Raw genomic sequence first — 26,861 nt, forward strand, 5'->3', positions numbered from 1 at the left:
CGGCGGTCGTCCGCCGCCCACCGGTCAGCGGGTGAGGTGCACGAACCGCCTCCCCGCGACCTCCCAGGTGTCGTACGGGGTCCAGCCCGCGTTCCCCGCCCCGGCGCACAGGGCGCGGGCGCCGAGCCGGGCCCACCAGAAGGAGGCGCTGCGGCCGCCGCGGCCGTCCTCGACGTGGACCTCGACGCGCTCGTCGACGTCGGCGGTCGCCACCTCGACCAGCAGGGAGCCGCCGGGCACGGTCAACTCGCCCGCCCGGCGCAGCAGCCGGCCCGGATTCCCGCCGATGCCGATGTTGCCGTCCATGAGCAGGACCGTGCCCCAGCCCCCTTCGCCGGGGAGCGGGTCGAAGACCGACCGGCACAGGGCGCTGCCCCCGGCCCGGACCGTACGGGCCACCGCCTCGGGGGTGACGTCCACACCGAGTGCGACGTGCCCGAGCCCGGCGAGGGCGGCCACCAGGCGGCCCGGTCCGCAGCCGACGTCGAGGACGGGACCGGTGCACCGGGCCAGCACGGTGTCGTCGGCCGTGTCGGGCCCGGCGCACCAGCGTTCGACTTCGAGCGGGAGCAGCCAGCCGTCGTGACGCCGCAGGTAGAGCGGTCCCCGGCCGGCGCGCAGCGCGTCGGCGTACGGGTCGGCCTGCCAGGCCCGCGCGGTCGGCCCGGTGAGCTGGGCCGTCATCGCGCGACCGCGCACAGGTCGGAGTGCCGTGCGGCGAAGCGGGTCCACGGTGCGGCCGCGGCGACCCGCTGCGCGTCGGCGGGTGTGTCCACGTCGCAGAGCCCGGGCAGGTCCCGTACGGCCAGCCCCGCGCCGGTCAGCCGGCGGCGCTGCACCTCCCCGGTGTGCGGCACGGACATGGGGACGCCGAGCATGAGGGCCGGGTCGGGGTCGGCGAGGCCGAGGGCCCAGAACCCGCCGTCGTCGGCGGGCCCGTACCAGGCGTCCGCCTCCTCGAAGTCGAGCCCCGGCGCGAGGAGGCCGGGGGTGACCTGCGGGGTGTCCATGCCGATCAGCAGCGCCGGTCCGTCGGCCAGGGCGAAGGCCGCGGCCAGCCGGACGTCCAGACCGCCGGCGCACTGCGGGGCGACCTCGATGCCGTCCGGGACCCAGGGGCCCGGCTGCCCGTCCAGGACCAGGACCCGGCGGTGGGCCGCGGTGGCGACGACCGCGTCGAGCGTGTCCGCGAGTGCGGCCGCGGCCAGGTCGGCCGCCTGCTGCGGGGTGAACCGCGTGGTCAGGCGGGTCTTCACGCGCCCGGCGACGGGGGACTTGGCGATGACGAGGAGCGTGCTCATACGGAGATCCCCCCGGCCGGTGCGGGCCGGGCGGCCGGCGGCGCGGCCAGGACCCGGCGCATGTCGCGGACGGCGTGCCAGGTGCCCCTCCAGGTCCCGGTGACCTTGGACTTCCCCGACCTGGGCAGGTACGGGACGTCCGTCTCGGCGACCCTCCACCCCGCGTCGGCCGCCCGTACGACCATCTGGAGCGGGTACCCGCTGCGCCGGTCGGTCAACTCCAGGCCGAGCAGCGCCTCGCGGCGCGCGACCCGCATCGGCCCGAGATCGTGCAGCCGCAGCCCGGTGCGGCGGCGCAGCATCCGCGCCAGGGCGATGTTCCCGGCCCGGGCATGGGCGGGCCAGGCTCCGCGTCCCCGGGGGCGGCGGCGACCCAGCAGCAGGTCCGCCTCGCCCGCGGCGACCCGTTCGGCCATCGGGGCGAGCAGACCGGGGTCCAAGGAGGCGTCGCAGTCGCAGAAGCAGACCAGATCGGCGCGGGCGGCGAGCAGCCCCGCGTGGCAGGCAGCCCCGAAACCGCGCCGGCTCTCGTGCACGACGGTGGCGCCGAGGCGGCGGGCGATGTCGGCCGAGCCGTCGGTGGAGCCGTTGTCGACGACGATGGCCCGCCATCCGGCCGGCACCCGTGCCAGCACCCAGGGCAGGGCCTCCGCCTCGTCGAGGCAGGGCAGTACGAGGTCCGCGCGGAGCGGACCGCAGGCAGAAGAAGTCACCCTCCCCACCGTAGGAACCGGACGGCCGCCAGGGGCGGTCCGAGACCTTACGAAACGCGGACACCGCGCCGTACGGCGGCAGCCCCGGGGACGCTCCCCGGCGGTTCGGTGTCACCCTGGAGCCATGGCACCCAGCACCGAGGCCGACCCCGGCCGTCCCTCCGCAGACCTCACCGGCCGCGTCCTGGTGGTGGACGACGACCCGACCGTCTCGGAAGTCGTGACCGGCTACCTGGAGCGGGCCGGGTTCACCGTGGACCTCGCCGCGGACGGTCCGGCCGCCCTCGACGCCGCGGCCCGGCACCGGCCGGACCTCGTCGTCCTGGACCTCATGCTGCCCGGCATGGACGGGCTGGAGGTCTGCCGCCGACTGCGGGCCCGGTCGGGCGGGAGGCCTTCCGTACCCGTGGTGATGCTCACCGCGCGCGGCGACGAGGACGACCGGATCCTGGGGCTGGAGGTGGGCGCGGACGACTACGTGACGAAGCCCTTCAGCCCGCGCGAACTGGTCCTGCGCGTGCGGTCGGTGCTGCGCAGGGCGTCGGCGGCGGACCCCGCCGACGCGCCGCTGCTCGCGGCCGCCGGTCTGGCGGTGGACCCCGCCGCCCGCCGGGCGACGAAGGGCGGAGCTGAACTCGCCCTCACCCTGAGGGAGTTCGACCTCCTCGCCTACTTCCTGCGCCACCCCGGCCAGGTCTGCGACCGGGAGCGCCTGATGCGCGAGGTCTGGGGATGGGACTTCGGTGACCTCTCCACCGTCACCGTGCACGTCCGCCGGCTGCGGGCCAAGATCGAGGACGATCCGGCCGACCCGCAGCTGATCCGGACGGTCTGGGGCGCCGGGTACCGCTTCGAGACGGGCCCGCGCCCGGACGGCCGGTCGCTGCCCGCCGCGGCCGGACGCCGGGAGGAGGACAGCCGTGCGTGACCTGCTGCTGATCGCCCTGTACGCCTTCCTCGGCGCGGCCGCCGCAGGGCTGCTCGGCGCGGTGGCGCTGCGGATGCTGCGCCGGCGGAGCATCGCCGTGTCCCTCACGGTCGTCGCGGCGGTCGCGGTGTCCGCGATGCTCGCCGGGACCCTCTCCGTGGCCCGGGCGATGTTCCTGTCCTCCCACGACCTCGGCGTGGTCACCACGGTCGTGGCGATGGCCGCCGCTGTATCGCTCGGCACCGCCCTGCTCCTGGGCCGGCAGGTCGTGCGGAGCTGCCGGGAACTCGTCGGCGCGGCCCGCGACTTCGGGCAGGACGGCACCTTCGCCGCGCCCGCCGCACCGGCCCCCGCCGAACTCGCGGCGCTCAGCCGCGAACTGGCCGCCACCGGGGAACGCCTCGCCGCCTCGCGCGCACGCGAGCGCGCACTGGAGACCTCGCGCCGCGAGCTCGTGGCCTGGATCTCGCACGACCTGCGGACCCCGCTGGCCGGGCTGCGCGCGATGTCGGAAGCCCTGGAGGACGGCATGGCGGCCGATCCGGCCCGCTACCATCGGCAGATGCGCGCCGAGGTGGAACGCCTCAACTCCATGGTCACCGACCTGTTCGAGCTCTCCCGCATCCACGCCGGCGCGCTCTGCCTGAGCCCCACGCGGATGTCCCTCTACGACCTGGTGGGCGACGCGCTCGCGGGCGCCGACGCCCTGGCCCGCGCGCAGGGGGTGCGGCTGGTGGGCGGGGGAGTGGAACCGCTCCCGGTCGAGGTCGACGGCAAGGAGATGACGCGGGTACTGTCCAACCTGCTGGTCAACGCCATCCGCCACACCCCCGCCGACGGCACCGTCGCGGTCGCCGCCGAACGCCGCGCGGACGTGGTGGTCCTGTCGGTCACCGACGCCTGCGGAGGGATCCCGGAGGAGGACCTGCCCCGCGTCTTCGACACCGGCTGGCGCGGGTCACCGGCGCGCACCCCGCCCTCGGGCGCGGGTCTGGGCCTGGCCATCGTCCGCGGCATCGTCGAGGCCCACTCCGGACACGCCGACGTCCACAACGTGCCCGGCGGCTGCCGCTTCGAACTGACCCTGCCGGCCCCCGCGTAGACGGCCCGGGCCCGAAGGCCCGCTCGGTGGCCGCGGGACGGTGGGCGGCCCGGTGCCCCACCTCCTTCCCACGGGGTACGGGCCGCCCTCGCGCGTGTTTCGGCCGCCGCCGGGCGCTACTTCGGCATCAGGACGGTGTCGATGATGTAGACGTTCGCGTTGGCGGTCCGCACGTTGCCGCACACCACGCCGGCGGTGTCGTCGACCTTGTAGGACTCGCCGGAGCCGCTGGTGGTGACCGTGCCCTTCTGGAGGGTCTCGAAGGAGCCGTTCTCCAGCTGCTTCGGGTCCAGCTTCCGGCCGACGACGTGATAGGTGAGGATCTTGGTGAGGGTGGCCTTGTCGGCGAGGACCTTGTCGAGGTCGGCCTTCGGGATCTTCGCGAAGGCCTCGTTCGTCGGGGCGAAGACGGTGAGGTCCTTCGCGTTGTTGAGGGTGTCGACGAGTCCGGCCTTCTTGACCGCGGCGACCAGGGTGGACAGTGCCGGGTTGTTGGAGGCGGCGGTGGCGACGGGGTCCTTGGCCATGCCGTCGAAGGAGCCCGCGCCCTCCTTGGGGACGCCGGCGCAGGCCGGGCCGAAGGGCTGGTCCACGGGCAGCGCGGCGGCGGGCGCGCTCCCGCCGCCCCCGGCCGGGTCGCCCGCCGCCGCGGTGGGCCCGGCCTGGGGGTCGGCCGGGGAGTCGCTGCAGGCGGCCAGCGAGAACGGCAGCAGGACGGCTGCGGCCACGGCGACACCGGTACGGCGGATCTGCAGGCTGTTCATGATCGGTTCCTCCTTGGAAGGGTGGTTCTCGAACCACTGGGGTGGTGCTGCGGACCGGCCCGCCGCGGCGGGTCCGGTGGTCTGAGGGACGGTCGTCTCAGGGGACGGTGGTCTCAGCGGACGGTGACGAAGACGCTGTGCCGGCCGCTCGCCCCGTCGGGGACGGTCCGGGCCCGCCGCTCGGTCTGCACCGCTCCGGTGCCGTCGGTGGCGCGGACGGTGATCGTGTGTCCGCCGGGGGCGGCCTGCCAGCGGTAGGACCACTGGCGCCAGGCGTCGACCGGGCCCCGGGCGGCGAGGTCGGCGTCCCGCCAGGGACCGTCGTCGACGCTCACCTCGACCCGGGTGATGCCGCGGTGCTGGGCCCAGGCGACCCCGGCGATCATCACGGTGCCGGAGGCGGGGCGGGCGAAGGGCTTCGGCGTGTCGATGCGCGCCTGGGTCTTGACGGGCGCGCGGCGGGCCCACTTCCGTGTGACCCAGTACGGGTCGTAGCCGTCGAAGGTGGTCAGTTCGAGGCCGGTGATCCACTTGCAGGCCGACACGTATCCGTACAGGCCGGGGACGAGCATGCGGACGGGAAAGCCGTGGTCGAAGGGCAGAGGTTCGCCGTTCATGCCGACGGCGAGCATCGCGTCGCGGCCGTCCATGACGTCCTCCACCGGGGAGCCGAGCGTCATGCCGTCCACGGAGCGGGCTACCAGCTGGTCGGCCGGGCCGCCCCGCGACGGCGGCCGGACACCGCATTCGGCGAGCAGGGCGGAGAGGGGCACGCCCAGCCAGCGGGCGGTGCCGACATAGGGCCCGCCCACCTCGTTGGACACGCACGTCAGGGTGATGTCGCGTTCGATCAGCGGGCGGGCGAGCAGCTGGGCGAGGGTGTAGTCGCGGGGCCGGGTCACGCCCTCGCCGCGGATCCCCAGGCGCCAGGTGCCGGCGTCGACCATGGGGACGGCCAGGGCCGTGTCGACCCGGTAGAAGTCCCGGCCGGCGGTCGTGAACGGGCTGATCCCGGGCACCTTCAGCTGCGCCGCGGCCGGAACCGGGGGAGCGGGCGAGGCGGGGGCGGGCAGGACCAGGGCGTCGCGGGAGGCGACGGCGCCCCGGCCGCGCCGGCCGGCCAGGGAGCGGCCGGCCGCCCCGGCGGCGGTGGCGGCCGCGGCGGACACGGCCGCCGCGGCGAGGAACCCCCGCCGGCTCCATCCGCCCCCGGCGGCCCCGTCACCCGGCGGGCAGCCGGCGGGAGCGGCCCTGCCCGCCAGCACGAACAGGACGGCCGCGCCCACGAGGGCACCGGCGAGCGAGGGAAGCGCATCGGCGGCGCCCCCGGAGTCGGGCCTGCTCAGGGCCGCGACCGCGCCGACGAGACCGAACAGCACGCCCCCGGCCGCCCCCGCCCGCCGGTACCGCAGCGACAGGATCCCGAGCACGACCGCGAATCCGCCCAGCGCGAGCAGGATGCCGAGCCGGAGGACGGTCTTGTCGTCCTCTCCGAAGGCGCGGATCGCGAAGTCCTTCACCGCGGCGGGAGTCCCGTCGACGACCGCACCGCCGACCACCGTCACCGGCCCCGAGGCCGGACGCACCAGGCCCGCCGCGAGTTCGGCGACGGCGAGGGCGGCGAACGCGGCCAGAAGTCCGGCCACCGCGCCACGGGCGGTACGGGAGGGGGTGCTGCGGAAGCTGTTCACACCCGGCATTCGGCCCCGGCCGTCCGGCGGATTGGCCTGTCACCCGGAAGAGTGACGGCAGCCGCCGCGACGGCCGTCAGGGCCCCGGCACCGGCCCCGAGAAACCGTCCGCCCGTGGAGGTGAGCGCGCGGACCGGCGGATCCCGTCACACCCTCCACGGACCGTGCCGCAGCCGGTCCGGCCGGCTCCTCCGTCGTTGACCGGAATCCCGCCCCATCCGTACGCGCCTGCGCTACGAAGTACGGGTCGAAGGCACCCGCACGGCGTTGCGGCCGCACCGTCCGGGACGGCGGTCCGGTTCCGCCCCGAGGACGAAGGACTGCGATGCGATGGACACCCCGCCCCCGGGAGGCCGGCCCCGCCCGCCCCTGCGCCCGGTCGCCGAGGCCGGAGCCCGCCCGGTGAACCGGCCCCTCCCGTCCGGCAGTGCCGCGCACGCCGCCCCTGCCGACCTCTCCGAGGTGATGCAGCAGGTCGCGCGCGGCGACAAGCAGGCCTTCTCGGTCCTGTACGACGCCCTCGCCCCCCTGGTCTTCGGGATCGCGGTCAAGGTCGTGCGCGACCGGGCCCAGTCGGAGGAGGTCGCCCAGGAGGTGATGATCGACCTGTGGCGGCAGGCGGCCCGCTACCGGCCTGACGCGGGCAGTGTGGCCACCTGGGCGGCGACCGTCGCCCACCGCAGGGCCGTCGACCGCGTCCGCTCGGCCCAGGCGGCCGCCGACCGCGACAACGCCCAGGCCGCCCGCGAGCACCGGACCGCGTTCGACGAGGTCGCCGAGCAGGTCGAGACCCGGCTGGAGGGCGAGCAGGTACGCCGCTGCCTGCGCGGCCTGACCGAGCTCCAACACCAAGCGGTCACCCTCGCCTACTACGGGGGCCTGACCTACCGTGAAGTCGCCCAGGCGCTTCGCACACCGCTTCCCACCATCAAGACACGCATGCGCGACGGGTTGATCCGGCTCCGCGACTGCATGGGGGTGACCACGTGAACCACCACGCATCCGACGTCCACGTCCTGGCCGCCGCGTACGCGCTGGACGCCCTCGACCCCGGCGAGCGCGAGGCGTTCGACGTCCACCTGCCCGGGTGTGAGGCCTGCCGGCAGGACGTGGCCGACTTCCGGGCCACCGCCGCACGTCTGGCAGCCTCCGCGTCCCGGGCAGCGCCCGCCCCGATGAAGCAGCGGACCCTGGCGGCCGTCGACCACGTGCGCCAGCTCCCGCCCCGAGTCCCCGCCGCCGCTCCGGTCTCCTGGCGCGGCACGCTCCGCCGCAGGGCCCTCCCGGTCGCCCTGGCCGCGAGCCTGGCCGCGGCGGCCTCGCTCGCCGGCCTCGCCGTCCGGCAGGACCAGGAGATGCGGCGGCTGGAGCAGCAGGCCCGGCAGAGCGAACAGCGCCTGGACCAGGTCGGCCGCGTCCTGGCGGCCCCGGACGCGCGCACGGTCCACGGCCGGGCCGCCAACGGGGCTCTGACCTCCGTCGTCGCCTCCGACCGGCAGCACCGGGCCGTCTTCACCGCCGGCGGCCTGCCCGCCCCGGCCCCAGGCACGACGTACCAGCTGTGGCTGGACCACGGCGGCACCATGCACCCGGCCGGATTCATCAGCCGGGACGGCTCCGTCCTGCTCGACGGGGACACTGCCGGCGCCGCCCGGGTCGGCCTCACCCTCGAACCCACCGGAGGATCCCCCCAGCCCACCACCGCCCCCCTGGTCCTGATGGCCCTCCGCGCCTGAACAGACGGCCGCCCGGCCCGGCCCCCCGGCCCCCCGGGCCGGTCCCCCCGGCCCGGCCCCCGGCCCGGCCCCCCGGCCCGGCCCCGCCGGCCCGGGGCGGCCGCGTCCGGCGCAACGGACAGGACGTCAGCGGACGGCAGCCGTCGACGGACGCTGACCGGCCCGGGCGAACTCGGCCATCCCGTCGGCGAAGCCCACCTCCGGACGCCACCCCAGCTCCTCGCGCAGCCGGGTGGAGTCGGCGGTGATGTGCCGGACGTCGCCCAGGCGGAACTCGCCCGTGACCACCGGCGCCGGCCCGCCGTGCGCCGTGGCGAGCGCCGACGCCATCTCGCCCACCGTGTGCGGTTCCCCGCTGCCGGTGTTGTACGCCTCCAGCCGCCCGCCCGGCATCCCGCCGACCGCCTCCAACGCCACCACGTTCGCCGAGGCCACGTCCGCGACGTGGACGAAGTCCCGCCGCTGCGCGCCGTCCTCGAAGACCCGGGGGGCCTCGCCCCTGGCCAGCGCGGAGCGGAAGAACGAGGCCACCCCGGCGTACGGGGTGTCGCGCGGCATCCCCGGCCCGTACACGTTGTGGTAGCGCAGCGACACCGCACGGCCGTCCGTACACCGCGCCCAGGACGCCGCCAGGTGCTCCTGGGCCAGCTTCGTCGTCGCGTACACGTTCCGGGGGTCCGTCGGCGCGTCCTCGCCGACCAGGCCCGGCGCCGGCTCGGCTCCGCAGTCGGGGCAGCGGGGCTCGAACCGGCCCGCTTCGAGGTCCGCGGCCCGCCGCGGCCCGGGGCGTACCGTCCCGTGGCGCCCGCAGGTGTACCGGCCCTCTCCGTAGACCACCATCGACCCGGCGAGCACGAGTCGCCCCACACCGGCCGCGGCCATCTCCGCCAGCAGCACCGCCGTGCCGAGGTCGTTGCAGCCCACGTAGTCGGGGGCGTCCGCGAAGTCCTTCCCCAGCCCCACCATCGCCGCCTGGTGGCACACCGCGTCCACGCCGCGCAGCGCCGCCCGGACCGCGTCGGCGTCCCGTACGTCGGCGCGCACGAACCCCGCGCCGGGAAGCGGCGGGACACCTGAATGGGCGGAGGACAGCAGGGCGTCGAGGACGACGGGGTCGTGCCCGCGGGCCGAGAGGGCGGTGACGATGTGGGAGCCGATGAACCCGGCCCCTCCGGTGACGAGTACGCGCATGCTCCGGACGCTACGCGGTGCCGGGCCTCCCGGAGGCCTCCCATGCGCTCCCGTAAGACTTCCGTCATACGGGAGCCGGACGGGTACGGCCCGGCCCCGCCCCGCGGTGTGTGAGGAAGGGGCCGTGTCGTCGACGCGGCGGCTCCTCCTCGACCGACGACGTCTGATACATCCTGGTATGCGAAATTCCAGGAGGTGGCGTGTGAAGGCGGACGGCGGCAAGCCGGGCGGCAAGCCGGGCGGCAAGCCGGGCGGCAAGCCGGGCGGCAAGCCCCCACCCCCGGAGTCCGGTCCACCGCGCGCACCCGGAGACGCCTGGCGCAGCCCCCTGCGGGGGCCGTGGCTGACAGCGGTGTTCGGGCTGGTCCTGCTGGCCGGCATCACCGTCCTGTTCGTGACGGGCCTGCTGTCGTACGCCGCGTACAACCCGGATCTGGCGGCGGTGAACGACCAGACCCCGGACAAGGGGCTGCTCGGCCTGTACCTGTTCCCCTGGCCCACCTCTCCGTACTGGCTCTACCGGATCACCCAGGGAGTGCACGTCACGCTCGGAGTCGTGCTGGTGCCGGTGCTCCTGGCGAAGCTGTGGTCCGTGATCCCGAAACTGTTCGAGTGGCCTCCGGTGCGCTCGCCCGCCCACGGCGTCGAGCGGCTTTCCCTGCTCCTGCTGGTGGGAGGAGCAGGCTTCGAGTTCGTCACCGGCATCCTCAACGTGCAGCTCCACTACATCTTCCCGGGCTCCTTCTACACCCTGCACTTCTACGGGGCCTGGGTGTTCATCTCCGCCTTCGTGGTCCACGTGGTCTTCCGGCTGCCCCGGGCGTTGCACGCCGTACGCCGTCTGAGGCGGAATCCGCCGGCCGGTACGCAGGAGGCCGCCGGACTGGTCTCCCCGCGCCCGGCCCCGCCGACGATCTCCCGCCGGGGCGCGCTGGGCATGGTCGGGCTGGGTTCGCTCGCGCTGTTCGCGGTGACCGTCGGGCAGAGCGTGGGCGGCTGGTTCCGGCAGACGGCACTGCTCGCCCCGCACGGGCAGGACCCCGGCTCCGGACCGAACGGCTTCCAGATCAACAAGACCGCCGCCTCGGTCGGCATCCGGCCCAGCGACATCGGCCCCGCCTGGCGGCTGACCGTACGCGGTGCCGGCCGGCAGGTCGACCTGACCTACGGCCAACTCCTGGCCCTCCCCCAGAGCGAGTCGTCCCTGCCCATCGCCTGCGTGGAGGGCTGGTCGACCCCGGACCAGCACTGGAGCGGGGTCCGCCTCACCGAGTTGGCCGCCCTCGTCGGGCTCGGCACGGACACCCCGCGGGCGCTGGTGGAGTCGGTGCAGCGCGGCGGGTCGTTCGGCTCCGTGGTCCTGCGCGACAACCAGACCCGTGACGCCCGCTCGCTCCTCGCCGTCCGCGTCAACGGGGCCGTTCTCTCCCCCGATCACGGATACCCGGCCCGCGTGATCGTCCCCGGTGCCCCCGGTGTCCACACGACCAAGTGGGTCACCCGCCTCACCTTCGGGGAGCCGGCATGAGGCTCCCGCACCCGGACGCGGGCGCCTTCCGGCGCCGTTACGGCGCCTCACCGCTCCATCTGCTCCTCGTCCTCGCCTCCTTCGCCCTCGCCCTCTACGCGGGCGTCCGACTCCTCGCGGGCAACGCCGTCGGCGTGGCCCTGTGGTTCGTCGGCGCCGCCCTCCTGCACGATCTGGTGCTGCTGCCCCTGTACTCGGTGACGGACCGGGCCGTGCAGGCGCTCTTCGGACCCGCCGCGGGTACCGGCGGACCCGGGGTGAGGGTGAGCGTCAACCACGTCCGCGTACCGGGGTTCGTCGCCGGCGTCCTGCTCCTGGTCTGGTGGCCGCTGGTCCTTGGCCGGGTCGACCACTTCACCGTGACCACCGCTCTTCCCGCGGACGTGTTCCTGCCGCGATGGCTGCTGATCACCGCCGCCCTCTTCGCCGCCTCGGCCGCCGTCCTCCTCGTGCGCGTGTGGTGGGGCACGAGGGAGAGCCGGCGGGCCGCACGGGCTCGGGCACGGGCGCGCAGGGCCGGGAAGCGGCGGCGCACGCCGGGGGCATCCTGATCAGCCATGAGCACACCACGACCGGGACGGAGAAGCCGATCCGCCTCCCCGACGGCTCCCGCACCCTGCGCCTGGAGAACCTCGACACGAGCAACGGCCCGGACCTGCGCGTCCGGCCCACCGACGCCCCGGTGAAGGAGGGAGTGGACGGCTGGTCCACCTGCACGGTGCGTGCACGAAACCGACCGGATCACTTCCCGGCCCCCGGCCGTCCGGAGCCCGGCCTCTCGACCCCCGTGCGGCGGATCATGGTTGAATGCCGGGCGTGACAGAGCCCACAGGCCTTGCCGGACAAGGGAGTTCCCCCGTCAGGCCGCTGTGCCCCGGCGATCCCCGGACGGTCGGCCCGGACGGGAGGTCCCTGGCCGCAGGGTGCAGCGGCGGCACGAGCGCCGGGAGCAACGACACGGTGTGGCTGTGGCCGACCGGATGAGGGCCGCCCCGGCCCGGGGCCGCGTCGTCCCGTGGCGCGCCTCAGCTCACCGCCTGCTTCACCAGCACGGCGATCCGCTCCTGCGGCTCCTGGTCCGGTCAGCGGTGGTCGGGACGCAGGCGCGCGGCGGCGGCGGAGACGAAAGCCGTGGCCGCCTCCTTGGCCGCGTGCCGCAGGGTGTCCAGTTCGGTGCGGCTGGTGGCGTTGCGCAGCGCGTACGTCGCGTCGGCGGCCTGCTGGGCGGCGCGGGCCAACTCGGGGACCAGGACCTGGAGGCGGACGTGGGGCGCGGTGACCGCCGTCCGCGTGTCGTGGGACTTGGTCTGGGCTTCCAACTCGTGCGCGGTGCCGGCTCCGAGCAGGGTCAGGCGCTCGCGGTGGAAGAGCGCCGACCGGTGCGCGTCGAGGGCGGCGGCGAAGTCGGTGACGGCACCGAGCTGGTCCCGGCGGTGATCGTCGGCGCGCTGCTCGGCGCGTGCGGTGCGTGCGGCGTGGTGCTGGAGGAGCCCGGCCGTGAGGGCGCCGGCCAGGGTGCCGAGCACGGCGATGATCGAAGTCCATACGGGCACGGCCTGTCGGTTCCTCTGCGGGGTTCGGTCCGGTCGAATGGCCCGGCGGGGCCGTCGAGGGGGCGTGGAGCGAACTGTAGATCAACACACCGGACCGTGGGACGGCTTCGGCCTGCCCGCCGCGAGGTGCACGGTCAGGCCGTCGCCGCACGGGACCTCCGTCACGATCTCCGGCGAAGGGTTCAGCGCACCCCGCGACCTGAACGACGGCGAGACCACCGAGCGCCTGAACGTGGACGCGAACGGCACCTTCCTGCTCAAGCAATGGCAAGGTGGCCGGTCCGGCCACGCCGAACGCGGTTCCCAGCCCGCACCACCCGGGCACCCGCCCCCACCCGCTCCGCCGTGCGGGCGGAAACCGCCCCGCCTAGTCTGGGAAGGACTCGATGCCCCGGTCGGGTGGGAGGCCGAAGTGAGCCATGCAGACAAGCGACAGCGCCTCTACCGGACGGCCTGCGTAGGGCTCGCCACGGCAGGCCTCCTCGCCCTCCCGGCCGCCGGCGCCGTCGCCCGCACCCCGCAGCCCGCCCCGCAGCCGACCGCCTCGGCGCCGCCCTCTCCCTCGGGCGGCTTCCCCGTCCTCGACGACGCGATGGACGCCAGGCTGGACCGGACCGTCCAGGAGGTGCTGAAGAAGACCGGTGTCCCGGGCGCCATCGTCGGTGTGTCCGCACCCGGCAAGGGCGAGTACACACGGGCCTTCGGCGTCGCCGACAAGGCCACGGGACGGCGGATGACGCCCAACCTGTACTCGCGGATCGGCAGCGAGACCAAGACGTTCACGGTGACGGCACTGCTCCAGCTCGCCCAGCAGGGCAAGGTGGGCCTCGACGACCCCGTCGGCAGGTACGTCACGGGCGTCCCCAACGGGGACAAGGTGACCCTCAGGGAACTCGCGGGCATGCGCAGCGGACTGCTCAGCTACACCGCGACGGAACCCTTCTACAAGGCGTTCACCAGCGACCCGACGCGGCACTTCTCCCCCCGGGAACTGCTGGACTACGCCTTCGGTGCACCCCAGCCGGTGATCTTCGCACCGAACGCGAAGTTCAACTACTCCAACACCAACCTGATCCTGCTCGGCCTCGTGGTCGAGAAGGCGTCCGGGCAGCCGCTCTCCGCCTACATCCGCGACCGGATCCTGCGCCCCGCCGGGATGGACCGCACCAGCTTCCCCGACGACGCCTCGTTCCCCACCCCCCACGCCCAGGGCTACACCCAGCAGACCGCGTCCGGGAGGACCGAGGCCGCCACCGACTGGAACCCCTCCTGGGGCTGGGCCGCCGGAGCGATGATCTCCGACCTGCACGACCTGCGGATCTGGGCCAGGACCGTGGCCACGGGCGTCTTCCCCGACGGCACGCGGATGGTCAGCCCGGAAATGCAGAAGCAGCGGCTCACCACCCCGCCCACCGCCATCCCCGGCGCGGGCTACGGCCTGGGCATCTTCGACGTGCAGGGCTGGATCGGCCACAACGGTTCGCTGCCGGGCTACCAGTCCCTCACCATCTACCTGCCCGAGCAGCGGGCGACCATGGTCGTCCTGCTCAACACCGACATCCCGTACGGGCCCCAGCAGGAGGAACCGAGCACGGTCTTCGGGCAGGCCCTCACCGAGGTCGTCACCCCCGGGCACGTCTACGACCTGCCGGCGGCGGCACAGAAGGACACGACGCCCTCGCCGACGCCCTGACGCGCCGGACCGGCGCCTCGGGCCCGGCGGGCGTACAGGTAGGTCCCGGAGCAGGCAGACCTCCGCCCCGTGATGCGTTCGCCCCCTCGGCCCCCCCCGCGCGGCCGCACCAGGCCCTGCGCACTGCTGCCGGACTGGTACTGGCCGGCGTCTCGCCTCGACGGCCGACGGCCGCCCCGGCCGCCCCCCCGGGATTCGCCACGTCACCGGTGGCGTGCCGTCAGCTGGCCCTGCGCGTAGGGGTCGGCGTCGGGGGTGTACGGGCCGCCGTGGCCGGCGAGCACCTCGGTGATCCGGTGCCACTCCGCGAGAGCCGCCCGCGCGGCAGGGTCGGCGTCGGCCGTGGGGCCGACCGCGTCCAGCACGCTCTCCAGCGCGGCGGCCGCCTGATGGCGGGTCATGCCCGTGGCTTCGTTCCGCACCCGGTCGCGGGCTTCGACCTCGGCCGGGGACGGCTCGTGCGGCTCCAGTGCGGCCTCGACGACGGCCTCTGTTCCCTCGGACATGACGCCTCCTGTTCCCTCTTCCGTGGCCGCCCGCACCTGCCCTCCCACGGAGGGCCCTTCCCGCCGAGGGTCAGAGGGACAGGGCCGCCGAGACGACCGAGCGCGCCGCTTCCTGCACCTCGGCGAGGTGTTCGGGGCCCCGGAACGATTCCGCGTAGATCTTGTAGACGTCCTCCGTGCCCGAAGGGCGGGCCGCGAACCAGGCCTGGCCGGTGGTCACCTTGATCCCGCCGAACGCCGCGCCGTTGCCCGGGGCACTGGTGAGCACGCCGGTGACGGCGTCTCCGGCCACGGTGTCCGCGGTGACCTGCTGCGGCGACAGCCGGCCGAGGACGGCCTTCTCCTCCCGGGTGGCCGGTGCGTCGACGCGGGCGTAGGCGGGCGTACCGAACCGGGCGGTGAGCGCGGCGTACCGCTCGGAGGGGCTCTGCCCCGTGACCGCGAGGATCTCGGAGGCGAGCAGGGCGAGGAGGATGCCGTCCTTGTCGGTGGTCCACACCGACCCGTCGCGCCGGAGGAACGAGGCTCCCGCGGACTCCTCGCCGCCGAACCCGAGGGTTCCGCCGGCCAGGCCGTCGACGAACCACTTGAACCCGACGGGGACCTCGACCAGTTCCCGGCCGAGGTCGGCGGCCACCCGGTCGATCATCCCGGAGGACACCATCGTCTTGCCGATGCCCGCGGACGCCGGCCAGCCCTCACGGTGGCGGTAGAGGTAGTCGATCGCCGTGGCGAGGTAGTGGTTGGGGTTCATCAGCCCGCCGTCCGGGGTCACGATGCCGTGCCGGTCGGCGTCGGCGTCGTTGCCGGTCGTCACGTCGAACCGGGCCCGGCCCTCGATCAGCGAGGCCATGGCGTGCGGGGAGGAGCAGTCCATCCGGATCTTCCCGTCCCAGTCCAGCGTCATGAACCGCCAGGTGGGGTCGGTCTCCGGGTTGACGACGGTCAGGTCGAGCCGGTGCTCCTCGGCGATCCGCCCCCAGTAGGCGACCGACGCCCCGCCGAGCGGATCGGCACCGATGCGCACGCCGGCCGCCCGGACGGCGTCCAGATCGAGCACGGAAGGCAGGTCGCGGACGTAGGCCCCGAGGAAGTCGTACCGGGCGGTGGTGGGAGCCGCGAGCGCCCGCGCGTACGGCAGGCGCCGGACCTCCTTCAGGCCGCCGACGATGATCTCGTTGGCCCGGTCCTGGATCCAACCGGTGGCGTCCGACCCGGCGGGCCCGCCGTGGGGCGGGTTGTACTTGAAGCCGCCGTCCGCGGGCGGATTGTGCGAGGGAGTGACGACCACGCCGTCGGCCAGGGCGCCGGCGCGCCCGCGGTTGTGGGTGAGGATGGCGTGGGAGACCGCAGGCGTCGGGGTGTAGCCGTCCTCCGTGTCGACGAGGACGTGCACCCCGTTGGCGGCGAAGACCTCGAGCGCCGTCACCCGGGCCGGTTCGGACAGCGCGTGGGTGTCTGCCCCGAGGAACAGCGGCCCGTCCACGCCCTGGCGGGCCCGGTACTCGCAGATGGCCTGGCTCGTCGCGGCGATGTGGTCCTCGTTGAACGCCGTGGCCAGGGACGAGCCGCGGTGCCCCGAGGTGCCGAAGCCGACCTGCTGGGCCGGATCGGCCGGGTCCGGGTGCAGGGCGTAGTACGCGGTCACCAGCCGGGGCACGTCGACGAGGTCTTCCGCCCGCGCCTGCTGACCCGCTCGCTCGTTCGACATCCGTCCGTTCCTCCATACCGTTCGGGACTACCGATGGGATCCGTACCGTGCCGTGGCCGTGCGGCAGAAGGGAGCGACCGTGCCCTCCGCACGCCGCTTCGATCCTCCTGCCCGTACGGCCTACCCAACGAGCACCGCTCTTATCGGCCACATATACCCCCTTTCATTCGGTTTTGAGGCAGTTTGGGACAGTGAGAGGCCTCACGGATTCCGCTGATCATGTGATGCGGGCCCGCGAGCCGCCACGACCGCGTGGCGACCGCCGGACAGTCGCCGAGCGCCCACATCGTCCGGTGCTTGGCCTTGAGTGCGAGGTCGGCGTCCCGCCATGCGCGGTGGGCGAGGTGAGCCCGGTGCCGTCTTCTGCGTACGCTTCCACCAGAACAGACGCGGTGGGGGCGGTGCACATGAAATCGGAAGCAGCAGAACACCGGTGGGAGTCCACTCTCGACTCGGTGGTGGTGTACGCGCAGGGTGCGCTCTGCCGGCGCGTGGCCCGCGGCAGTGTGCCGCCCGGCGGCAAGGTGCGGGTCACCGGACTGCCCCGGTCGCTGGAGCCGGGATCGCTGCGGGCCCGGGTCCTGGGCGCCTCCGGAGCACGCGTCACCGAGGCGCGTCTGGAGGCCGAGGCAGGCCCGCCCGGTGCGGGGACGCCCGACGGGCTGCGCCGCGAGGTCGAGCGGCTGACGGACGCGCACGCGGCGGCGCAGGCCCGCCGGGACCGGCAGCTCGGCCTGATCGCCGAGGTCAGGGGCCTCAAGCCGGCCGCGCCCGCACCGAGGGAGGGCGACCCGCCGCACCGCCGCACCCCGGTCGACGCATGGCTCGGCCTCGCCGACTTCGTCGACGAGCGGCTGGCACGCCTGCACGCCCGCCTCGCCGAGCTGGAGCAGGCGCTGGACTCCGTCGCGCACGAGCTCGCCGTCGCCGGCGACCGCCTCGCCCGCGCTTCGACCGACGCACCGTCAGCACACGTGGAGACGACGGTCTGCGCGGTCCTCTCCCTCGACGTCACCGGGGCCACGGAAGCGGAACCGGCGCTGGACGCGGAGCTGGAACTGGAGTACGCGGTCCCGGGGGCGCTGTGGGTGCCGGCCTACCGGCTCAGCTGCCACCAGGGCGACACCGACGGCCGCCTCCTGATGCGTGCCTCGGTCGCCCAGCACACCGGCGAGGACTGGTCCGGCGTACGCCTCGCCCTGGCCACCGCCGACCTCCGGCGCGGCAACGACCTGCCCAGGCTCCGCTCGATCCGCCTCGGCCGCCGCCAGGCAGCCCCCGCGCCGTCCGGCTGGCGCGAGCCCCCGGCCGGGCTCGCAGACCTGTTCTCCGGATACGACGCGGCGGGCCCCCGCCCCCGCGTCCCGGCGCGGCCGGCCGCCCCCGCGGGAACGCCCGCCGGCTTCGGGGCCCGGCCCGGGCCCGGGGCCCCCGCGCCGACGCCCGCCCCGCCCGCGGTCCCCGCTCCGCCCCCCGCCCCCGCCGCTCCGGGCGGGGCAGCCGCTCCGCCGCCCGAACTCCCGCCGTCCGCCGCCCCGTCCCCGCAGCCCACGGCCCCGCAGGGCTACGGCGCCGCGCCCGGCCCCGCGCCGCGGGCCCGCTCGGCCCGGCCCGCGGGCGGCCCGCGCGCCGGCGCCGCCGCCTCCTTCGCGGGGGCGCCCGCCCCGGCGGGGCCGCCCGCGGCCCCCGGCGGCCTCCCGGTACCTCCTGCGCCCCCGGCCCCGGTGGCCGGACCGCCGCGGCCCGGCGGCGCCGACCTCGACTACTCGGCCCTCGTCCTTGGCGGGCCCGACGAACCGGGCGAGCGCCGGGGCCTGCTGTTCCCGGGAGCCCCGTCCGACCCGGTGGCGCAGGCCCACCGCCGGCGCGCCGACAAGGTGGCCTCGCTGCCGCTGCCCGGCCACGCGGTGCGGCCCCGCGAGTCGGCCGGCTCCTTCGACCACCGGTTCGACGCCGCCGCACGCACCGACATCCCGTCGGACGGCACCTGGCACACGGTCACCCTCACGGAGATCCCGGTCGGGCTGCGCACCGAACACCTCACCGTGCCGTCCGTGGAACAGACCGTGTACGCGACGCTGGTGCTGTCCAACGCCACCGACCAGGCCCTTCTGGCCGGCCCGGTCGAGGTCACCGTCGACGGCGAGTTCCTGCTGAGCACGGCCCTGCCCACGCTCGCCCCCGGAGCCGTCCGCCGCGTCGGGCTCGGCCCCGCCGAGGGCATCCGGGTCACCCGCCGCACCCATCTGAACGAGTCGACGTCGGGCCTGCGCAACAGCACGACCGTGCTCGACCACCGCGTCCACGTCGAGCTGGCCAACGGACTCGCCGGGCCCGTCACCATCGAGGTCCGCGAACGGATACCCGTCACCTCGGAGCCGGACGTCCGGATCGAGGACCGGGCCGACTGGACGGCCCCCGAGACGGGCACCGGGCCCGAGCACCACGCCCCCGGCACCCGCCTCTGGCGGCTCGACCTGCCCGCAGGCGCCACCGCCGCCCTCGAAGGCCGCTACGAGATCCGCATCCCGACCGGCAAGGCCCTGGCCGGCGGCAACCGCAGGAGCTGACAACCGCCATGACCACGGCCTCGAATCCGATCGCCCTCCCCGTCACCGCCGTCACCTGCCTCGAGGACCGCGCCCACGTCGAACGGTCCGCCGCCCTCGACCTGGAGGCCGGTGTGCAGAGGCTGCGCCTGGGTCCCGTCAGCGCGCTCGCCGTCGACCGGACCCTTCACGCCGGGCTGACCGCCGACTTCCCCGCGACCGTGCTCGACGCGCGGATCGTCCGGACCTGGACGCCCCGCGGGCCGCTGCCGTCGGCCGGGGAGGATTCCGCCCTGCGCCTGCGCGTGCACGAACTCGAAGAGGAACGCAGGGATCTCGACCTGCAACGGGACCGGCTGCACGCCCGCCTCGACGCACTCGGCCACCTCGCCGCCGACCTCCTGCGGGACATCTCCGAAGGCGCCGGCGCGGGCGAGACCGACCCGGACCGCTGGGCCGCCGAACTGGACCGGGTGGACTGCGAGCGCGACACCCACGCAGAGCGACTGCACACCCTCCAGGCCCGGTTCACCGCACTCGAATCCGAACTGGGTGCCACCCGGCGCGCCATGCTCCTCGCCGGGCAGGAGCCCGCGGAGCTGGTCGGCCACATCGAGCTGACCGTGCACGCCGAGACCGCAGGATCGGCCGGGCTGCGCCTGACGCACCTCTCCCCGTGCGCCATGTGGCGGCCCGCCTACCGGGCCGTACTCGACGGGGACTCCCTGACGCTGGAGACCGACGCGATGGTCTGGCAGCGCACCGGCGAGGACTGGTCCGGCGTGCGGCTGACCCTGTCCACGGCCCGCTCGGCGCGGACCACCACGCCGCCGCGGCTGGGCGAGGACAGGCTCACCCTCACCGACCGCTCCGCGGCGGAGCGCCGCACGGTCGACGTCGAGCTGCGCGAGGAGGAGATCGCCGACCTCGGACCGACGCCCGTACGGGGCCTTCCGGGGGTCGACGACGGGGGCGAGACGCGCGTACTGAGCGCCCCCGCACCGGTGTCCGTGCCCGGAGACGGACGCGCCCACCGGGTGCCGCTCTCCGCCTTCACGACGGGCACGGGCAGCGAGTACGCCTGCTCACCCGAAGCGGCGCCCCTGGTCACCCAGGTGGTGCGGTTCGACAACCTCTCCGGTCACGCCCTGCTGTCCGGTCCCGTGGACCTGGTCCGCGCCGGCGGGTTCACCGGCCGGGGCACGCTCGACATGACCGCGCCGGGAGCGCCCGTCGAACTGGCCTTCGGCAGCCGCGACGACCACGCGGTGACCCGGCACACCGAGGAGACCCGGGACACCGCCGGGTTCCTGCAGAAGACCGTGGTCACGCGCACCGTGCAGGTACACCTGTCCCGGTTCTCCGCCCCCGGCGAGCAGGGCGACCGGGTGGTGGTCCTCCGCGAGCGGATACCCGTCTCGGAGGTCTCCGCCGTGGAGGTCCGCCTCCGCAGGGACGCCTGCTCCCCGGCCCCCGACGCGGTCGACTCCGAGGGCATCGTCCGCTGGGACGTCCCCCTCCCGCCCGGCGGCCGCAGGACGGTCACCCTGGTCTACGAGCTGTCGGCGGACTCCAAGGTCACGGGAGTCTGAGCGGCCCGACGCCGGGTGCGGCCCGCCCCCCGCCACAGGGGCGGCGGAGGCGGGTCCGCATGCGGGGTCCGTTCGGGGGCACACGGCTGGGCAGGGGAAGGCCGAGGAGAAGGGAACCGGGGAACGATGACAGCAGATCCGTCGTCCGCCGCCGTGCCGCTGACGTCCGCGCCGCCGGCCGCCACGGGCACCGTCACCGCGGCCGTCCCGGCCCGCCTGGACCGCCTGCCGTGGTCCCGGTGGCACTGGATGATCGTGATCGGCCTCGGCACCGTCTGGATCCTCGACGGACTCGAGGTGACCGTCGTCGGCAACGTCGCCGGTCGCCTGGCCGAGGAGGGCAGCGGCCTCGACATCATCGCGTTCTTCTACGCCCTCGGCACGGCCGCCGGCGGTATCAGCGGCCCGCTGATCTTCGCCGACCTCACCGGGTCGGGCGTGGTCGACGACACCGCACTCGCCTTCCGGATCGGCGCCGCACCGATGTGCGCCGCCGGCCTGGTGGCGGCGTTCCTGGCGGTCAGGGCGGAGCGCCGCTCGCTGGAGGACATCGCCGAGCCGCTGTCGGCGGCGGAGCCGTCGCCGGCCGGGACCCGCTGACCCGGCCGGCCCGAAGGCGCCGTTCGGCTCAGGGAAGGGGTGCGTGGCGGTGAAAGCCGCACGAGGTGCCATCGGGGCACCTGCCGCGAGGGTACGTGGTCCTGGCGACGACCGCGCGCAGCCATCGAGGAGTCAACCGTGTACGCAGCAGTCCGCCGGTACGAAGGCGTGACGGATCCCGCCGAGGCGGCACGCATCGTGAGCGAGGGGTTCGTGCCGCTCATGCGCGGGGTCCCCGGATTCGTGGCCTACTACTGGATCGACGCCGGGGACGGAGTGATGCTCTCGACCAGCGTCTTCCAGGACCGGGCCGGCGTCGAGGCGTCGATCGCGACCGCGGCGGACTTCGTCCGGGACCATCTCACGGCCCTGCTCCCGAACCCGCCCCAGGTCACGTCCGGTGAAGTCGTGGCCCTCGCATAGCGGAGCACGCCGCAAGCCCGATCGCCGGCCGGAGGATCCTTGAGGGCCGCAGCCCGCCACGACCCCTTCTCGCAGAGATCGGACCGTTGCCGGGAACGATCTCTTTGTGCACACTGCACTACCGGGCGACGAGGAGGAGCGGATGAGCACGGCCCACGAGGGACGTCGGTGGCCTGACGCGGTCAGTGTCGACAACGCGAGGACGACGCTGCTGCAGCTCCTCGCGCGTGCGGGGGTCCCCTCCGGCGACGCGCACCAACTGATCGGGCTCGTCGAGGCGGGTGCCCTGGCCCTCGCGCACGAGGAACTGGGCAGCGCCGGGCCGAGCGTCCCCGGCGACAAGGGCGAGGAGTACCGGTCGGGCTGGCTCGACGGCGCCGAGGCCCTGCTGGAGGAGCTCGGCGCCGTGGCCGAGCGGACCCTGGTGGGGGTCACGGGGCCCGACGGGGACCAGGGCGGGACCGGCGCGCATCCCCGGGCCCGGCGGATGGAAGTGGAGCGGGTCAAGGTCGCGGTCACCCCCCTGTACCTGTCGTTCACCGCGGTGTCGGAGCTGGATCCGGAGGTGACCGAAGAGGTGCTCGTCGCCGTCCTAGGGACGATGAGCCCCCGGATGCGGGCCGGGTACGCCGGACGGCTGACGGAGTTCGCCACGCTCCACCGCGGCCGCCTCGAGCGGCTCTTCGCGGAGTTCGGACCGGACAGCGCCACCCAGGTCCACGGCCGCTACTCGCTCCTGCACTCCGCGACGAGCGTCGCCGTCCTGGAACGGCTCCTGGCCTCCCCGCAGGCACTGCGGGAGCAGTGGGACGCCGCGGAACTGCCGCCCGCGTGGCTCGACGGCCTGTCGACCGCCTGGACCACCTCCGCCTGACCCCGGTGCCCGCTCGGAGGAGAACCGGGCGGGCCGCCCTCCGGACGGGGGACGCGCGGGCGGACGACCGGCCGTCGGGGCCTCAGCCGTCACCTGGGCCATGCCCAGGGGCGGCGCGGCCGGCCAGCTCTTCGACTACCGGCACAACGAGGACAACGGCTACGGCGACACCGAGGTCTCCCGCATCCCCAACGACTGCATCGAGTTCGGCGGCCGCACCTACATCCAGTACACCTCGGTGTTCACCTGGGACCCGCCCGCCGGATGGGACGGGTCGCTGATGTCCGGTGTGGCCTACTCCGACGACCACGGGGTGACCTGGCACGACTACCCCTACCACTGGAGCTGCAGCTGCGGCTCGGCCGGCTTCCCGAAGCGACGGCCGAGCTGTTCGCCCTGTCGGCCGCCCATCCCCTGCACGAGCCGGTGGCGGCGTCGCTGAGCCGCACCCGCCGCGCTCCCTCCCTCATGCTCCCTCGGCGGAGTCGCCCCCGCCGGCGAGGGCGGCCAGGACCCGGTCGGGGGTCAGGGGCAGCTCGCGCAGGCGTCGGCCGGTCGCCCGGCTCACGGCGTTGCCGATGGCCGCCGCGGCGCCGACGATGCCGATCTCCCCGACGCCCTTGCTGCCCATCGGGTTGAGGTGCTTGTCGTGCTCGTCGATCCAGTGGGCCTCGACGGCGGGGACGTCTGCGTTCACCGGCACGTGGTAGGAGGCCAGGTCGCGCTCCGCGAAGTCGCCGAACGCCGGGTCGAGGCCGCCGTGTTCGGTCAGTGCCATGCCCAGCCCCATCACCATTCCCCCGACGAACTGCGAGCGGGCCGTGCGCGGGTTGAGGACGCGGCCTGCGGCGAAGACCCCCAGCAGCCGGCGGACCCGTACCTCCCCGGTGACCGTGTCCGCCTGGACCTCGGCGAAATGCGCCCCGAACGCGTGGCGCGCGTACGGGGACTTCTGCTTCGCCGACTGGGTGGTGTCGGCGGACGCGCAGAGCCCCGCGTCGGGCAGCGGGCCGTGGTGCCGGGCCAGCCGGTCGGTCAGCGCGGTGCAGGCGTCGTGCACCGCCCAGCCCCAGGACGCCGTCCCCGTGGAACCGCCGGCCACGGGTCCGGCGGGCAGCGCGCTGTTGCCGAGGGACAGCGAGACCGCCTCCAGCGGGACCCCGAGCGCGTCGGCGGCGATCTGGGAGAGGACCGTACGGGCTCCGGTGCCGATGTCGGTGGCGTTGACCTCGACGAGGAAGCTCCCGTCGGGGCGGGCGTGGGCCCGGGCGCCCGCCGGGGCGATGTACACCGGGTAGGTGGCGGCGGCCACACCGCTCGCCACCAGGAACGGCCCCTCCCGCAGGGGCGGCCGGGGGCCGGCCCACCCGAAGCGCCTCGCGCCCTCGCGCAGGCACTCCACGAGGTGGCGGCTGCTGAAGGGGCGGCCGCTGTCGGGCTCGGTGGCCGGGTCGTTGCGTACGCGCAGCTCGACGGGGTCCATGCCGAGGGCGTCGGCCAGCTCGTCCATGGCCGACTCCAGGGCGTACATGCCGGGGGCCTCGCCGGGGGCCCGCATCCAGGAGGGGGTGGGTACGTCGAGCGCGGCGACGCGGTGCGTGGTGCGGCTGTCCCGGACCGCGTACATCACCCGCGCCGGTACGGCGGCCTGCTCGACGAACTCGCGCACCCGCGAGGTGTGCGTGGTGACCTCGTGGCTGAGGGACAGGAGCGTGCCGTCGGCGCGGGCGCCGAGCCGGACCCGGTGCAGGGTGGGAGCGCGGTGGCCGACGGTGGCGGCCATGTGCTGCCGGGGCAGCGCCACGGTGACGGGGCGTCCGCAGTGCCGGGTGGCCATGACGGCGAGGACGACGTGGGGTCGCGGCGTGCCCTTGGAGCCGAATCCGCCGCCCACGTGCTCCGCCAGGACCGTGATCCGCTCCTCGGGCAGCCGGAACAGTCCGGCCAGGACGGCGCGCACCACCGTGGTGCCCTGGCAGGAGTCGTACACGGTGAGGTGGCCGCGCCCGGCGTCCCAGTCCGCGGTGGCGGCGTGCGGCTCCATCGCATGGTTGTGCAGGGGAGGCACCGCGTAGCGGACGTCGACACATACGGGCGCGGAGGCGAACGCCGCGTCAGGGTCCCCCTGCTCGCGGTGCGCCGGGTAGCCGCCGTTGACCTCCTCCGGGGTGTACAGGCCGGGGTGCCCCTCGCGCAGGACGACGTCGTGCGGCTCCGCCTCGTACGTGACGCGCACCGCGTCGGCGGCGGCGCGGGCCCCTTCCAGGGTGTCGGCGACGGCCAGCGCCACGTACCAGCCGCGGTGCGGTACCCGCAGGTCCTGGAGCAGCTGCAGGGTGGGGTCGTCGGACGGGCCCAGCCGCGGTGCGTCGTACGGGGTGAGGACGCCCAGCACGCCGGGCAGGGCCAGGGCGGCAGCGGTGTCCACGGCGGTGATCCGGCCGCGGGCGATCGTCGCGGGCACCGGCCAGGCGTAGGCCCTTCGCGGCAGGTGCCGTTCGGCGGCGTACAGCGCGGCGCCGGTCACCTTCTCCCGGCCTTCGCGCCGCGGGACGGGGGTGCCGAGCAGGGCCTCGGCGGCGGTGTCGAGGGTGGCGGAGGTGGGGCTCATCGTGGTCCTGTGGTCCTGTCCTGGTCGGCGGCGCCGCTCACGGCGTGGTGGGGGAACCGGGATGCGTGCCGGCCAGTGCGGCGATGGTGTCGCAGGCGAGGCCGCGGGCGAGGGGGATCTTGTACGCGTTGTCGCGCAGGGGCTGCGCCCGGGCGAGCTCGGCGTCGACCGCCGCGCGCACGGCGTCGGGGTGCGGCGCGGCCCCGGTCAGCAGCGCCTCGGCCGTGGTGGCCCGCCAGGGCCGGTGGGCGAGACCGCCGAAGGCGAGGGCGATGCGGCGCACGTGGCCGTCGCCGGGGTCGAGGTCGAGGACGACGGCGACCGACGCGAGGGCGAAGGCGTACGAGGCGCGTTCGCGGGCCTTGCGGTAGGACGATACGGCGCCGGGGGCCGCGGCGGGCAGCAGCACCGCCGTGACGATCTCTCCCGGGCGGATGACGGTGTCCTGCTCGGGGTGGTCACCGGGCAGCCGGTGGAACTCGGCGGCCGCCACCGTACGGGTGGTGTCCGGTCCGCCGTACAGCTCGACCTCGGCGTCCAGCGCGGCGAGGGCCACCGCCATGTCGGAGGGATGGGTGGCGATGCAGTGCTCGGAGTGTCCGAGGACCGCGTGGTCGCGGTGAAGACCGTCCCGGGCCCCGCAGCCGCTGCCGGGGTCTCGCTTGTTGCACGGCTTGGAGGGGTCCTGGAAGGCGGCGCAGCGGGTGCGCTGGAGCAGGTTGCCACCGGTGGTGGCGACGTTGCGCAGCTGGCCGGAGGCACCGGCGAGCAGGGCCTGCCCGAGCATCGGGTGGAGTGCGCGCACCCGGGGATCGGCGGCCAGGTCACTGCCCCGGACCGTGGCACCGATGCGCAGGCCCCCGTCGGGGAGTGCGGTGATCTCGTCCAGGGGGAGCCGGGAGATGTCGATGAGGGCGGTGGGGGTCTCGACGCCCAGTTTCATCAGGTCCACCAGATTGGTGCCGCCGCCGAGGTAGCGGGCACCGGGGTGCGCGGCATGCGCGTCGGCGGCCTCGCGGAGGCTGGTGGCGCGTACGTAGGCGAAGGGCTTCATGCGATCACGTCCGCGCCGGTCCTGGTGGCCGAGGCGTTCGAGGCGGCGTCGGCGACGGCCCGGACGATCGCCGGATAGGCGCCGCAGCGGCACAGGTTGCCGCTGAGCCGTTCCCTGATCTCCTCCGCCGTCAGCGCGGCGGGCCCTGTCCGTGGACCGGGGGCGGTGACGTGCGAGGGGTCGCCGGCGGCGGCTTCGCGCAGGGCGCCGACGGCGGAGCAGAGCTGGCCGGGGGTGCAGTAACCGCATTGGAAGGCGTCCTGCTCGATGAAGGCGAGCTGGAGCGGGTGGAGGGCGCCGTCGGGCCCGGCGAGGCCCTCCACGGTCGTGACCCCGCAGCCGTCGAGGGTGACGGCGAGCAGCAGACAGCTGTTGGCGCGCCGCCCGTCCACGAGAACGGTGCAGGCCCCGCACTGCCCGTGGTCGCATCCCTTCTTGGCTCCGGTCAGGTCCAGGTGCTCGCGCAGGGCGTCGAGGAGCGTGACGCGGTGATCCAGGTCGAGCTCGTGGCGGATCCCGTTGACGCGCAGGCTCACGCGCGAGCGGGTGCCGGCGACGACCGCGCCCTCCGGCGTACCGTGCGGCTGCCCGGGTGGCGGGTCGGATGCGTGGGCCACGGCGAGCTCCCTTGTCGTCCGCTGGGGGAGGTCCGTCCGCCCCCTGCCCAGCCTGACCCCTCCCGCACCCGCCCGCGCCCCACACCCCCGACGGCCTCCCCGGACCTCCCCCGTTCGGCCCACG

General features: G+C 75.1%; 25 protein-coding genes and 1 pseudogene. 14 read left to right on the forward strand and 12 right to left on the reverse strand.

Annotation, left to right across the window (positions count from 1 at the left end):
- Nucleotides 1-24 precede the first annotated feature (24 nt).
- The 3 genes from ACFY15_RS33715 to ACFY15_RS33725 are packed head-to-tail and all read right to left on the reverse strand — an operon-like array spanning nt 25 to nt 2,023.
- Complete coding sequence (locus ACFY15_RS33715; RefSeq protein WP_390826711.1) at nt 25-684, reverse strand: class I SAM-dependent methyltransferase; 660 nt, start codon at nt 682-684, stop codon at nt 25-27.
- Nucleotides 681-1,301 carry a DUF2064 domain-containing protein gene (locus ACFY15_RS33720; RefSeq protein WP_390826712.1) on the reverse strand — a complete coding sequence of 207 codons (621 nt, stop codon included), beginning with the start codon at nt 1,299-1,301 and terminating at the stop codon, nt 681-683. Before ACFY15_RS33720 ends, ACFY15_RS33715 begins: the two co-directional genes overlap by 4 nt.
- Complete coding sequence (locus tag ACFY15_RS33725) at nt 1,298-2,023, reverse strand: glycosyltransferase family 2 protein (protein ID WP_390826713.1); 726 nt, start codon at nt 2,021-2,023, stop codon at nt 1,298-1,300. Before ACFY15_RS33725 ends, ACFY15_RS33720 begins: the two co-directional genes overlap by 4 nt.
- Nucleotides 2,024-2,138: 115 nt before the next feature.
- Here ACFY15_RS33725 and ACFY15_RS33730 point away from each other — a divergent pair, with 115 nt between their 5' ends.
- Entirely contained in the window at nt 2,139-2,942 is an 804-nt protein-coding gene (locus ACFY15_RS33730; protein WP_390826714.1) for a response regulator transcription factor, read from the forward strand.
- The gene (locus ACFY15_RS33735; RefSeq protein ID WP_390826715.1) at nt 2,935-4,044 is read left to right on the forward strand and encodes a sensor histidine kinase; all 1,110 of its coding nucleotides are present in this window, start codon (nt 2,935-2,937) and stop codon (nt 4,042-4,044) included. Before ACFY15_RS33730 ends, ACFY15_RS33735 begins: the two co-directional genes overlap by 8 nt.
- A gap of 116 nt (nt 4,045-4,160) precedes the next feature.
- Here the strand turns inward: ACFY15_RS33735 and ACFY15_RS33740 are convergent, their stop codons facing one another.
- Entirely contained in the window at nt 4,161-4,808 is a 648-nt protein-coding gene (locus ACFY15_RS33740) for a fasciclin domain-containing protein (RefSeq protein WP_390826716.1), read from the reverse strand.
- Nucleotides 4,809-4,921: 113 nt separating this feature from the next.
- Nucleotides 4,922-6,508: a molybdopterin-dependent oxidoreductase gene (locus ACFY15_RS33745; protein ID WP_390826717.1), complete on the reverse strand. Its 1,587-nt coding sequence runs from the start codon at nt 6,506-6,508 to the stop codon at nt 4,922-4,924.
- Nucleotides 6,509-6,901: 393 nt separating this feature from the next.
- Here ACFY15_RS33745 and sigK point away from each other — a divergent pair, with 393 nt between their 5' ends.
- Both sigK and ACFY15_RS33755 read left to right on the forward strand, forming a co-directional pair.
- Nucleotides 6,902-7,489 (forward strand): ECF RNA polymerase sigma factor SigK, encoded by a 588-nt coding sequence (gene sigK, locus ACFY15_RS33750; protein ID WP_390826737.1) that lies wholly within the window; start codon nt 6,902-6,904, stop codon nt 7,487-7,489.
- Nucleotides 7,486-8,235 (forward strand): anti-sigma factor, encoded by a 750-nt coding sequence (locus tag ACFY15_RS33755; protein ID WP_390826718.1) that lies wholly within the window; start codon nt 7,486-7,488, stop codon nt 8,233-8,235. Before sigK ends, ACFY15_RS33755 begins: the two co-directional genes overlap by 4 nt.
- Before the next feature lie 126 nt (nt 8,236-8,361).
- On the opposite strand, the gene ACFY15_RS33760 is transcribed toward ACFY15_RS33755, so the two are convergent.
- On the reverse strand, nt 8,362-9,426 hold the full coding sequence (locus ACFY15_RS33760) for an NAD-dependent epimerase/dehydratase family protein (protein ID WP_390826719.1): 1,065 nt from the start codon (nt 9,424-9,426) through the stop codon (nt 8,362-8,364).
- 328 nt (nt 9,427-9,754) lie between these two features.
- On the opposite strand from ACFY15_RS33760, the gene ACFY15_RS33765 reads away from it, so the two are divergent.
- From ACFY15_RS33765 to ACFY15_RS33775, 3 genes and pseudogenes are all read left to right on the forward strand, one after another.
- On the forward strand, nt 9,755-10,954 hold the full coding sequence (locus ACFY15_RS33765; protein ID WP_390826738.1) for a molybdopterin-dependent oxidoreductase: 1,200 nt from the start codon (nt 9,755-9,757) through the stop codon (nt 10,952-10,954).
- Nucleotides 10,951-11,505 (forward strand): hypothetical protein, encoded by a 555-nt coding sequence (locus ACFY15_RS33770; RefSeq protein WP_390826720.1) that lies wholly within the window; start codon nt 10,951-10,953, stop codon nt 11,503-11,505. Before ACFY15_RS33765 ends, ACFY15_RS33770 begins: the two co-directional genes overlap by 4 nt.
- Nucleotides 11,487-11,660, forward strand: a pseudogene (locus ACFY15_RS33775) (electron transporter); the annotation flags it as partial. The gene ACFY15_RS33770 and the pseudogene ACFY15_RS33775, both read left to right, overlap by 19 nt.
- A 376-nt stretch (nt 11,661-12,036) precedes the next feature.
- Here ACFY15_RS33775 and ACFY15_RS33780 read toward each other — a convergent pair.
- On the reverse strand, nt 12,037-12,507 hold the full coding sequence (locus tag ACFY15_RS33780) for a hypothetical protein (RefSeq protein ID WP_390690759.1): 471 nt from the start codon (nt 12,505-12,507) through the stop codon (nt 12,037-12,039).
- Between the two features lie 412 nt (nt 12,508-12,919).
- Between ACFY15_RS33780 and ACFY15_RS33785 the strand changes: the two genes are divergently transcribed.
- Entirely contained in the window at nt 12,920-14,200 is a 1,281-nt protein-coding gene (locus tag ACFY15_RS33785; RefSeq protein WP_390690758.1) for a serine hydrolase domain-containing protein, read from the forward strand.
- Between the two features lie 203 nt (nt 14,201-14,403).
- On the opposite strand, the gene ACFY15_RS33790 is transcribed toward ACFY15_RS33785, so the two are convergent.
- Together ACFY15_RS33790 and pgm are read right to left on the reverse strand one after the other, a co-directional pair.
- Entirely contained in the window at nt 14,404-14,706 is a 303-nt protein-coding gene (locus ACFY15_RS33790; RefSeq protein WP_390826721.1) for a hypothetical protein, read from the reverse strand.
- Nucleotides 14,707-14,776: 70 nt separating this feature from the next.
- Nucleotides 14,777-16,417, reverse strand: coding sequence for a phosphoglucomutase (alpha-D-glucose-1,6-bisphosphate-dependent) (gene pgm, locus ACFY15_RS33795; RefSeq protein ID WP_390826722.1), 1,641 nt, complete (start codon nt 16,415-16,417; stop codon nt 14,777-14,779).
- A gap of 407 nt (nt 16,418-16,824) precedes the next feature.
- On the opposite strand from pgm, the gene ACFY15_RS33800 reads away from it, so the two are divergent.
- The 6 genes from ACFY15_RS33800 (at nt 16,825) to ACFY15_RS33825 (ending at nt 22,897) form a co-directional block, all read left to right on the forward strand.
- A complete protein-coding gene (locus ACFY15_RS33800) occupies nt 16,825-18,987 on the forward strand; it encodes a DUF4139 domain-containing protein (RefSeq protein WP_390826723.1) in 2,163 nt (720 codons plus the stop codon).
- 8 nt (nt 18,988-18,995) lie between these two features.
- Nucleotides 18,996-20,558 carry a mucoidy inhibitor MuiA family protein gene (locus tag ACFY15_RS33805; RefSeq protein WP_390826724.1) on the forward strand — a complete coding sequence of 521 codons (1,563 nt, stop codon included), beginning with the start codon at nt 18,996-18,998 and terminating at the stop codon, nt 20,556-20,558.
- 126 nt (nt 20,559-20,684) lie between these two features.
- Nucleotides 20,685-21,158: a hypothetical protein gene (locus ACFY15_RS33810; RefSeq protein WP_390826725.1), complete on the forward strand. Its 474-nt coding sequence runs from the start codon at nt 20,685-20,687 to the stop codon at nt 21,156-21,158.
- A gap of 138 nt (nt 21,159-21,296) precedes the next feature.
- Nucleotides 21,297-21,581: a hypothetical protein gene (locus tag ACFY15_RS33815; protein WP_390826726.1), complete on the forward strand. Its 285-nt coding sequence runs from the start codon at nt 21,297-21,299 to the stop codon at nt 21,579-21,581.
- Between the two features lie 142 nt (nt 21,582-21,723).
- Nucleotides 21,724-22,455: a hypothetical protein gene (locus tag ACFY15_RS33820; protein ID WP_390826727.1), complete on the forward strand. Its 732-nt coding sequence runs from the start codon at nt 21,724-21,726 to the stop codon at nt 22,453-22,455.
- A gap of 100 nt (nt 22,456-22,555) precedes the next feature.
- A complete protein-coding gene (locus tag ACFY15_RS33825) occupies nt 22,556-22,897 on the forward strand; it encodes a DUF4185 domain-containing protein (RefSeq protein WP_390826728.1) in 342 nt (113 codons plus the stop codon).
- A 24-nt stretch (nt 22,898-22,921) separates the two neighbouring features.
- Here ACFY15_RS33825 and ACFY15_RS33830 read toward each other — a convergent pair whose 3' ends face one another.
- Genes ACFY15_RS33830 through ACFY15_RS33840 form a run of 3 tightly spaced genes read right to left on the reverse strand, consistent with a single transcriptional unit; the run spans nt 22,922 to nt 26,737 of the window.
- Entirely contained in the window at nt 22,922-25,066 is a 2,145-nt protein-coding gene (locus tag ACFY15_RS33830; protein WP_390826729.1) for a xanthine dehydrogenase family protein molybdopterin-binding subunit, read from the reverse strand.
- Between the two features lie 37 nt (nt 25,067-25,103).
- A complete protein-coding gene (locus ACFY15_RS33835; protein ID WP_390826730.1) occupies nt 25,104-26,120 on the reverse strand; it encodes an FAD binding domain-containing protein in 1,017 nt (338 codons plus the stop codon).
- Complete coding sequence (locus ACFY15_RS33840; protein WP_390826731.1) at nt 26,117-26,737, reverse strand: 2Fe-2S iron-sulfur cluster-binding protein; 621 nt, start codon at nt 26,735-26,737, stop codon at nt 26,117-26,119. The genes ACFY15_RS33835 and ACFY15_RS33840 overlap by 4 nt, the downstream gene beginning before the upstream one ends.
- Between the last annotated feature and the right edge of the window lie 124 nt (nt 26,738-26,861).

Source organism: Streptomyces sp. NPDC001373, from assembly GCF_042895815.1.
Lineage (GTDB): Bacteria > Actinomycetota > Actinomycetes > Streptomycetales > Streptomycetaceae > Streptomyces.

What these genes read in the sequence shown, in the direction of transcription:
- ACFY15_RS33830 (WP_390826729.1), bottom strand. Translation starts at nt 25,066, where the DNA reads ATGAGCCCCACCTCCGCCACCCTCGACACCGCCGCCGAGGCCCTGCTC.
- ACFY15_RS33820 (WP_390826727.1), top strand. Translation starts at nt 21,724, where the DNA reads ATGAGCACGGCCCACGAGGGACGTCGGTGGCCTGACGCGGTCAGTGTC.
- pgm (WP_390826722.1), bottom strand. Translation starts at nt 16,417, where the DNA reads ATGTCGAACGAGCGAGCGGGTCAGCAGGCGCGGGCGGAAGACCTCGTC.
- ACFY15_RS33810 (WP_390826725.1), top strand. Translation starts at nt 20,685, where the DNA reads ATGACAGCAGATCCGTCGTCCGCCGCCGTGCCGCTGACGTCCGCGCCG.
- ACFY15_RS33740 (WP_390826716.1), bottom strand. Translation starts at nt 4,808, where the DNA reads ATGAACAGCCTGCAGATCCGCCGTACCGGTGTCGCCGTGGCCGCAGCC.
- ACFY15_RS33835 (WP_390826730.1), bottom strand. Translation starts at nt 26,120, where the DNA reads ATGAAGCCCTTCGCCTACGTACGCGCCACCAGCCTCCGCGAGGCCGCC.
- ACFY15_RS33805 (WP_390826724.1), top strand. Translation starts at nt 18,996, where the DNA reads ATGACCACGGCCTCGAATCCGATCGCCCTCCCCGTCACCGCCGTCACC.
- ACFY15_RS33800 (WP_390826723.1), top strand. Translation starts at nt 16,825, where the DNA reads ATGAAATCGGAAGCAGCAGAACACCGGTGGGAGTCCACTCTCGACTCG.
- ACFY15_RS33745 (WP_390826717.1), bottom strand. Translation starts at nt 6,508, where the DNA reads ATGCCGGGTGTGAACAGCTTCCGCAGCACCCCCTCCCGTACCGCCCGT.
- ACFY15_RS33730 (WP_390826714.1), top strand. Translation starts at nt 2,139, where the DNA reads ATGGCACCCAGCACCGAGGCCGACCCCGGCCGTCCCTCCGCAGACCTC.
- ACFY15_RS33760 (WP_390826719.1), bottom strand. Translation starts at nt 9,426, where the DNA reads ATGCGCGTACTCGTCACCGGAGGGGCCGGGTTCATCGGCTCCCACATC.
- ACFY15_RS33770 (WP_390826720.1), top strand. Translation starts at nt 10,951, where the DNA reads ATGAGGCTCCCGCACCCGGACGCGGGCGCCTTCCGGCGCCGTTACGGC.
- ACFY15_RS33790 (WP_390826721.1), bottom strand. Translation starts at nt 14,706, where the DNA reads ATGTCCGAGGGAACAGAGGCCGTCGTCGAGGCCGCACTGGAGCCGCAC.
- ACFY15_RS33720 (WP_390826712.1), bottom strand. Translation starts at nt 1,301, where the DNA reads ATGAGCACGCTCCTCGTCATCGCCAAGTCCCCCGTCGCCGGGCGCGTG.
- ACFY15_RS33715 (WP_390826711.1), bottom strand. Translation starts at nt 684, where the DNA reads ATGACGGCCCAGCTCACCGGGCCGACCGCGCGGGCCTGGCAGGCCGAC.
- ACFY15_RS33825 (WP_390826728.1), top strand. Translation starts at nt 22,556, where the DNA reads ATGCCCAGGGGCGGCGCGGCCGGCCAGCTCTTCGACTACCGGCACAAC.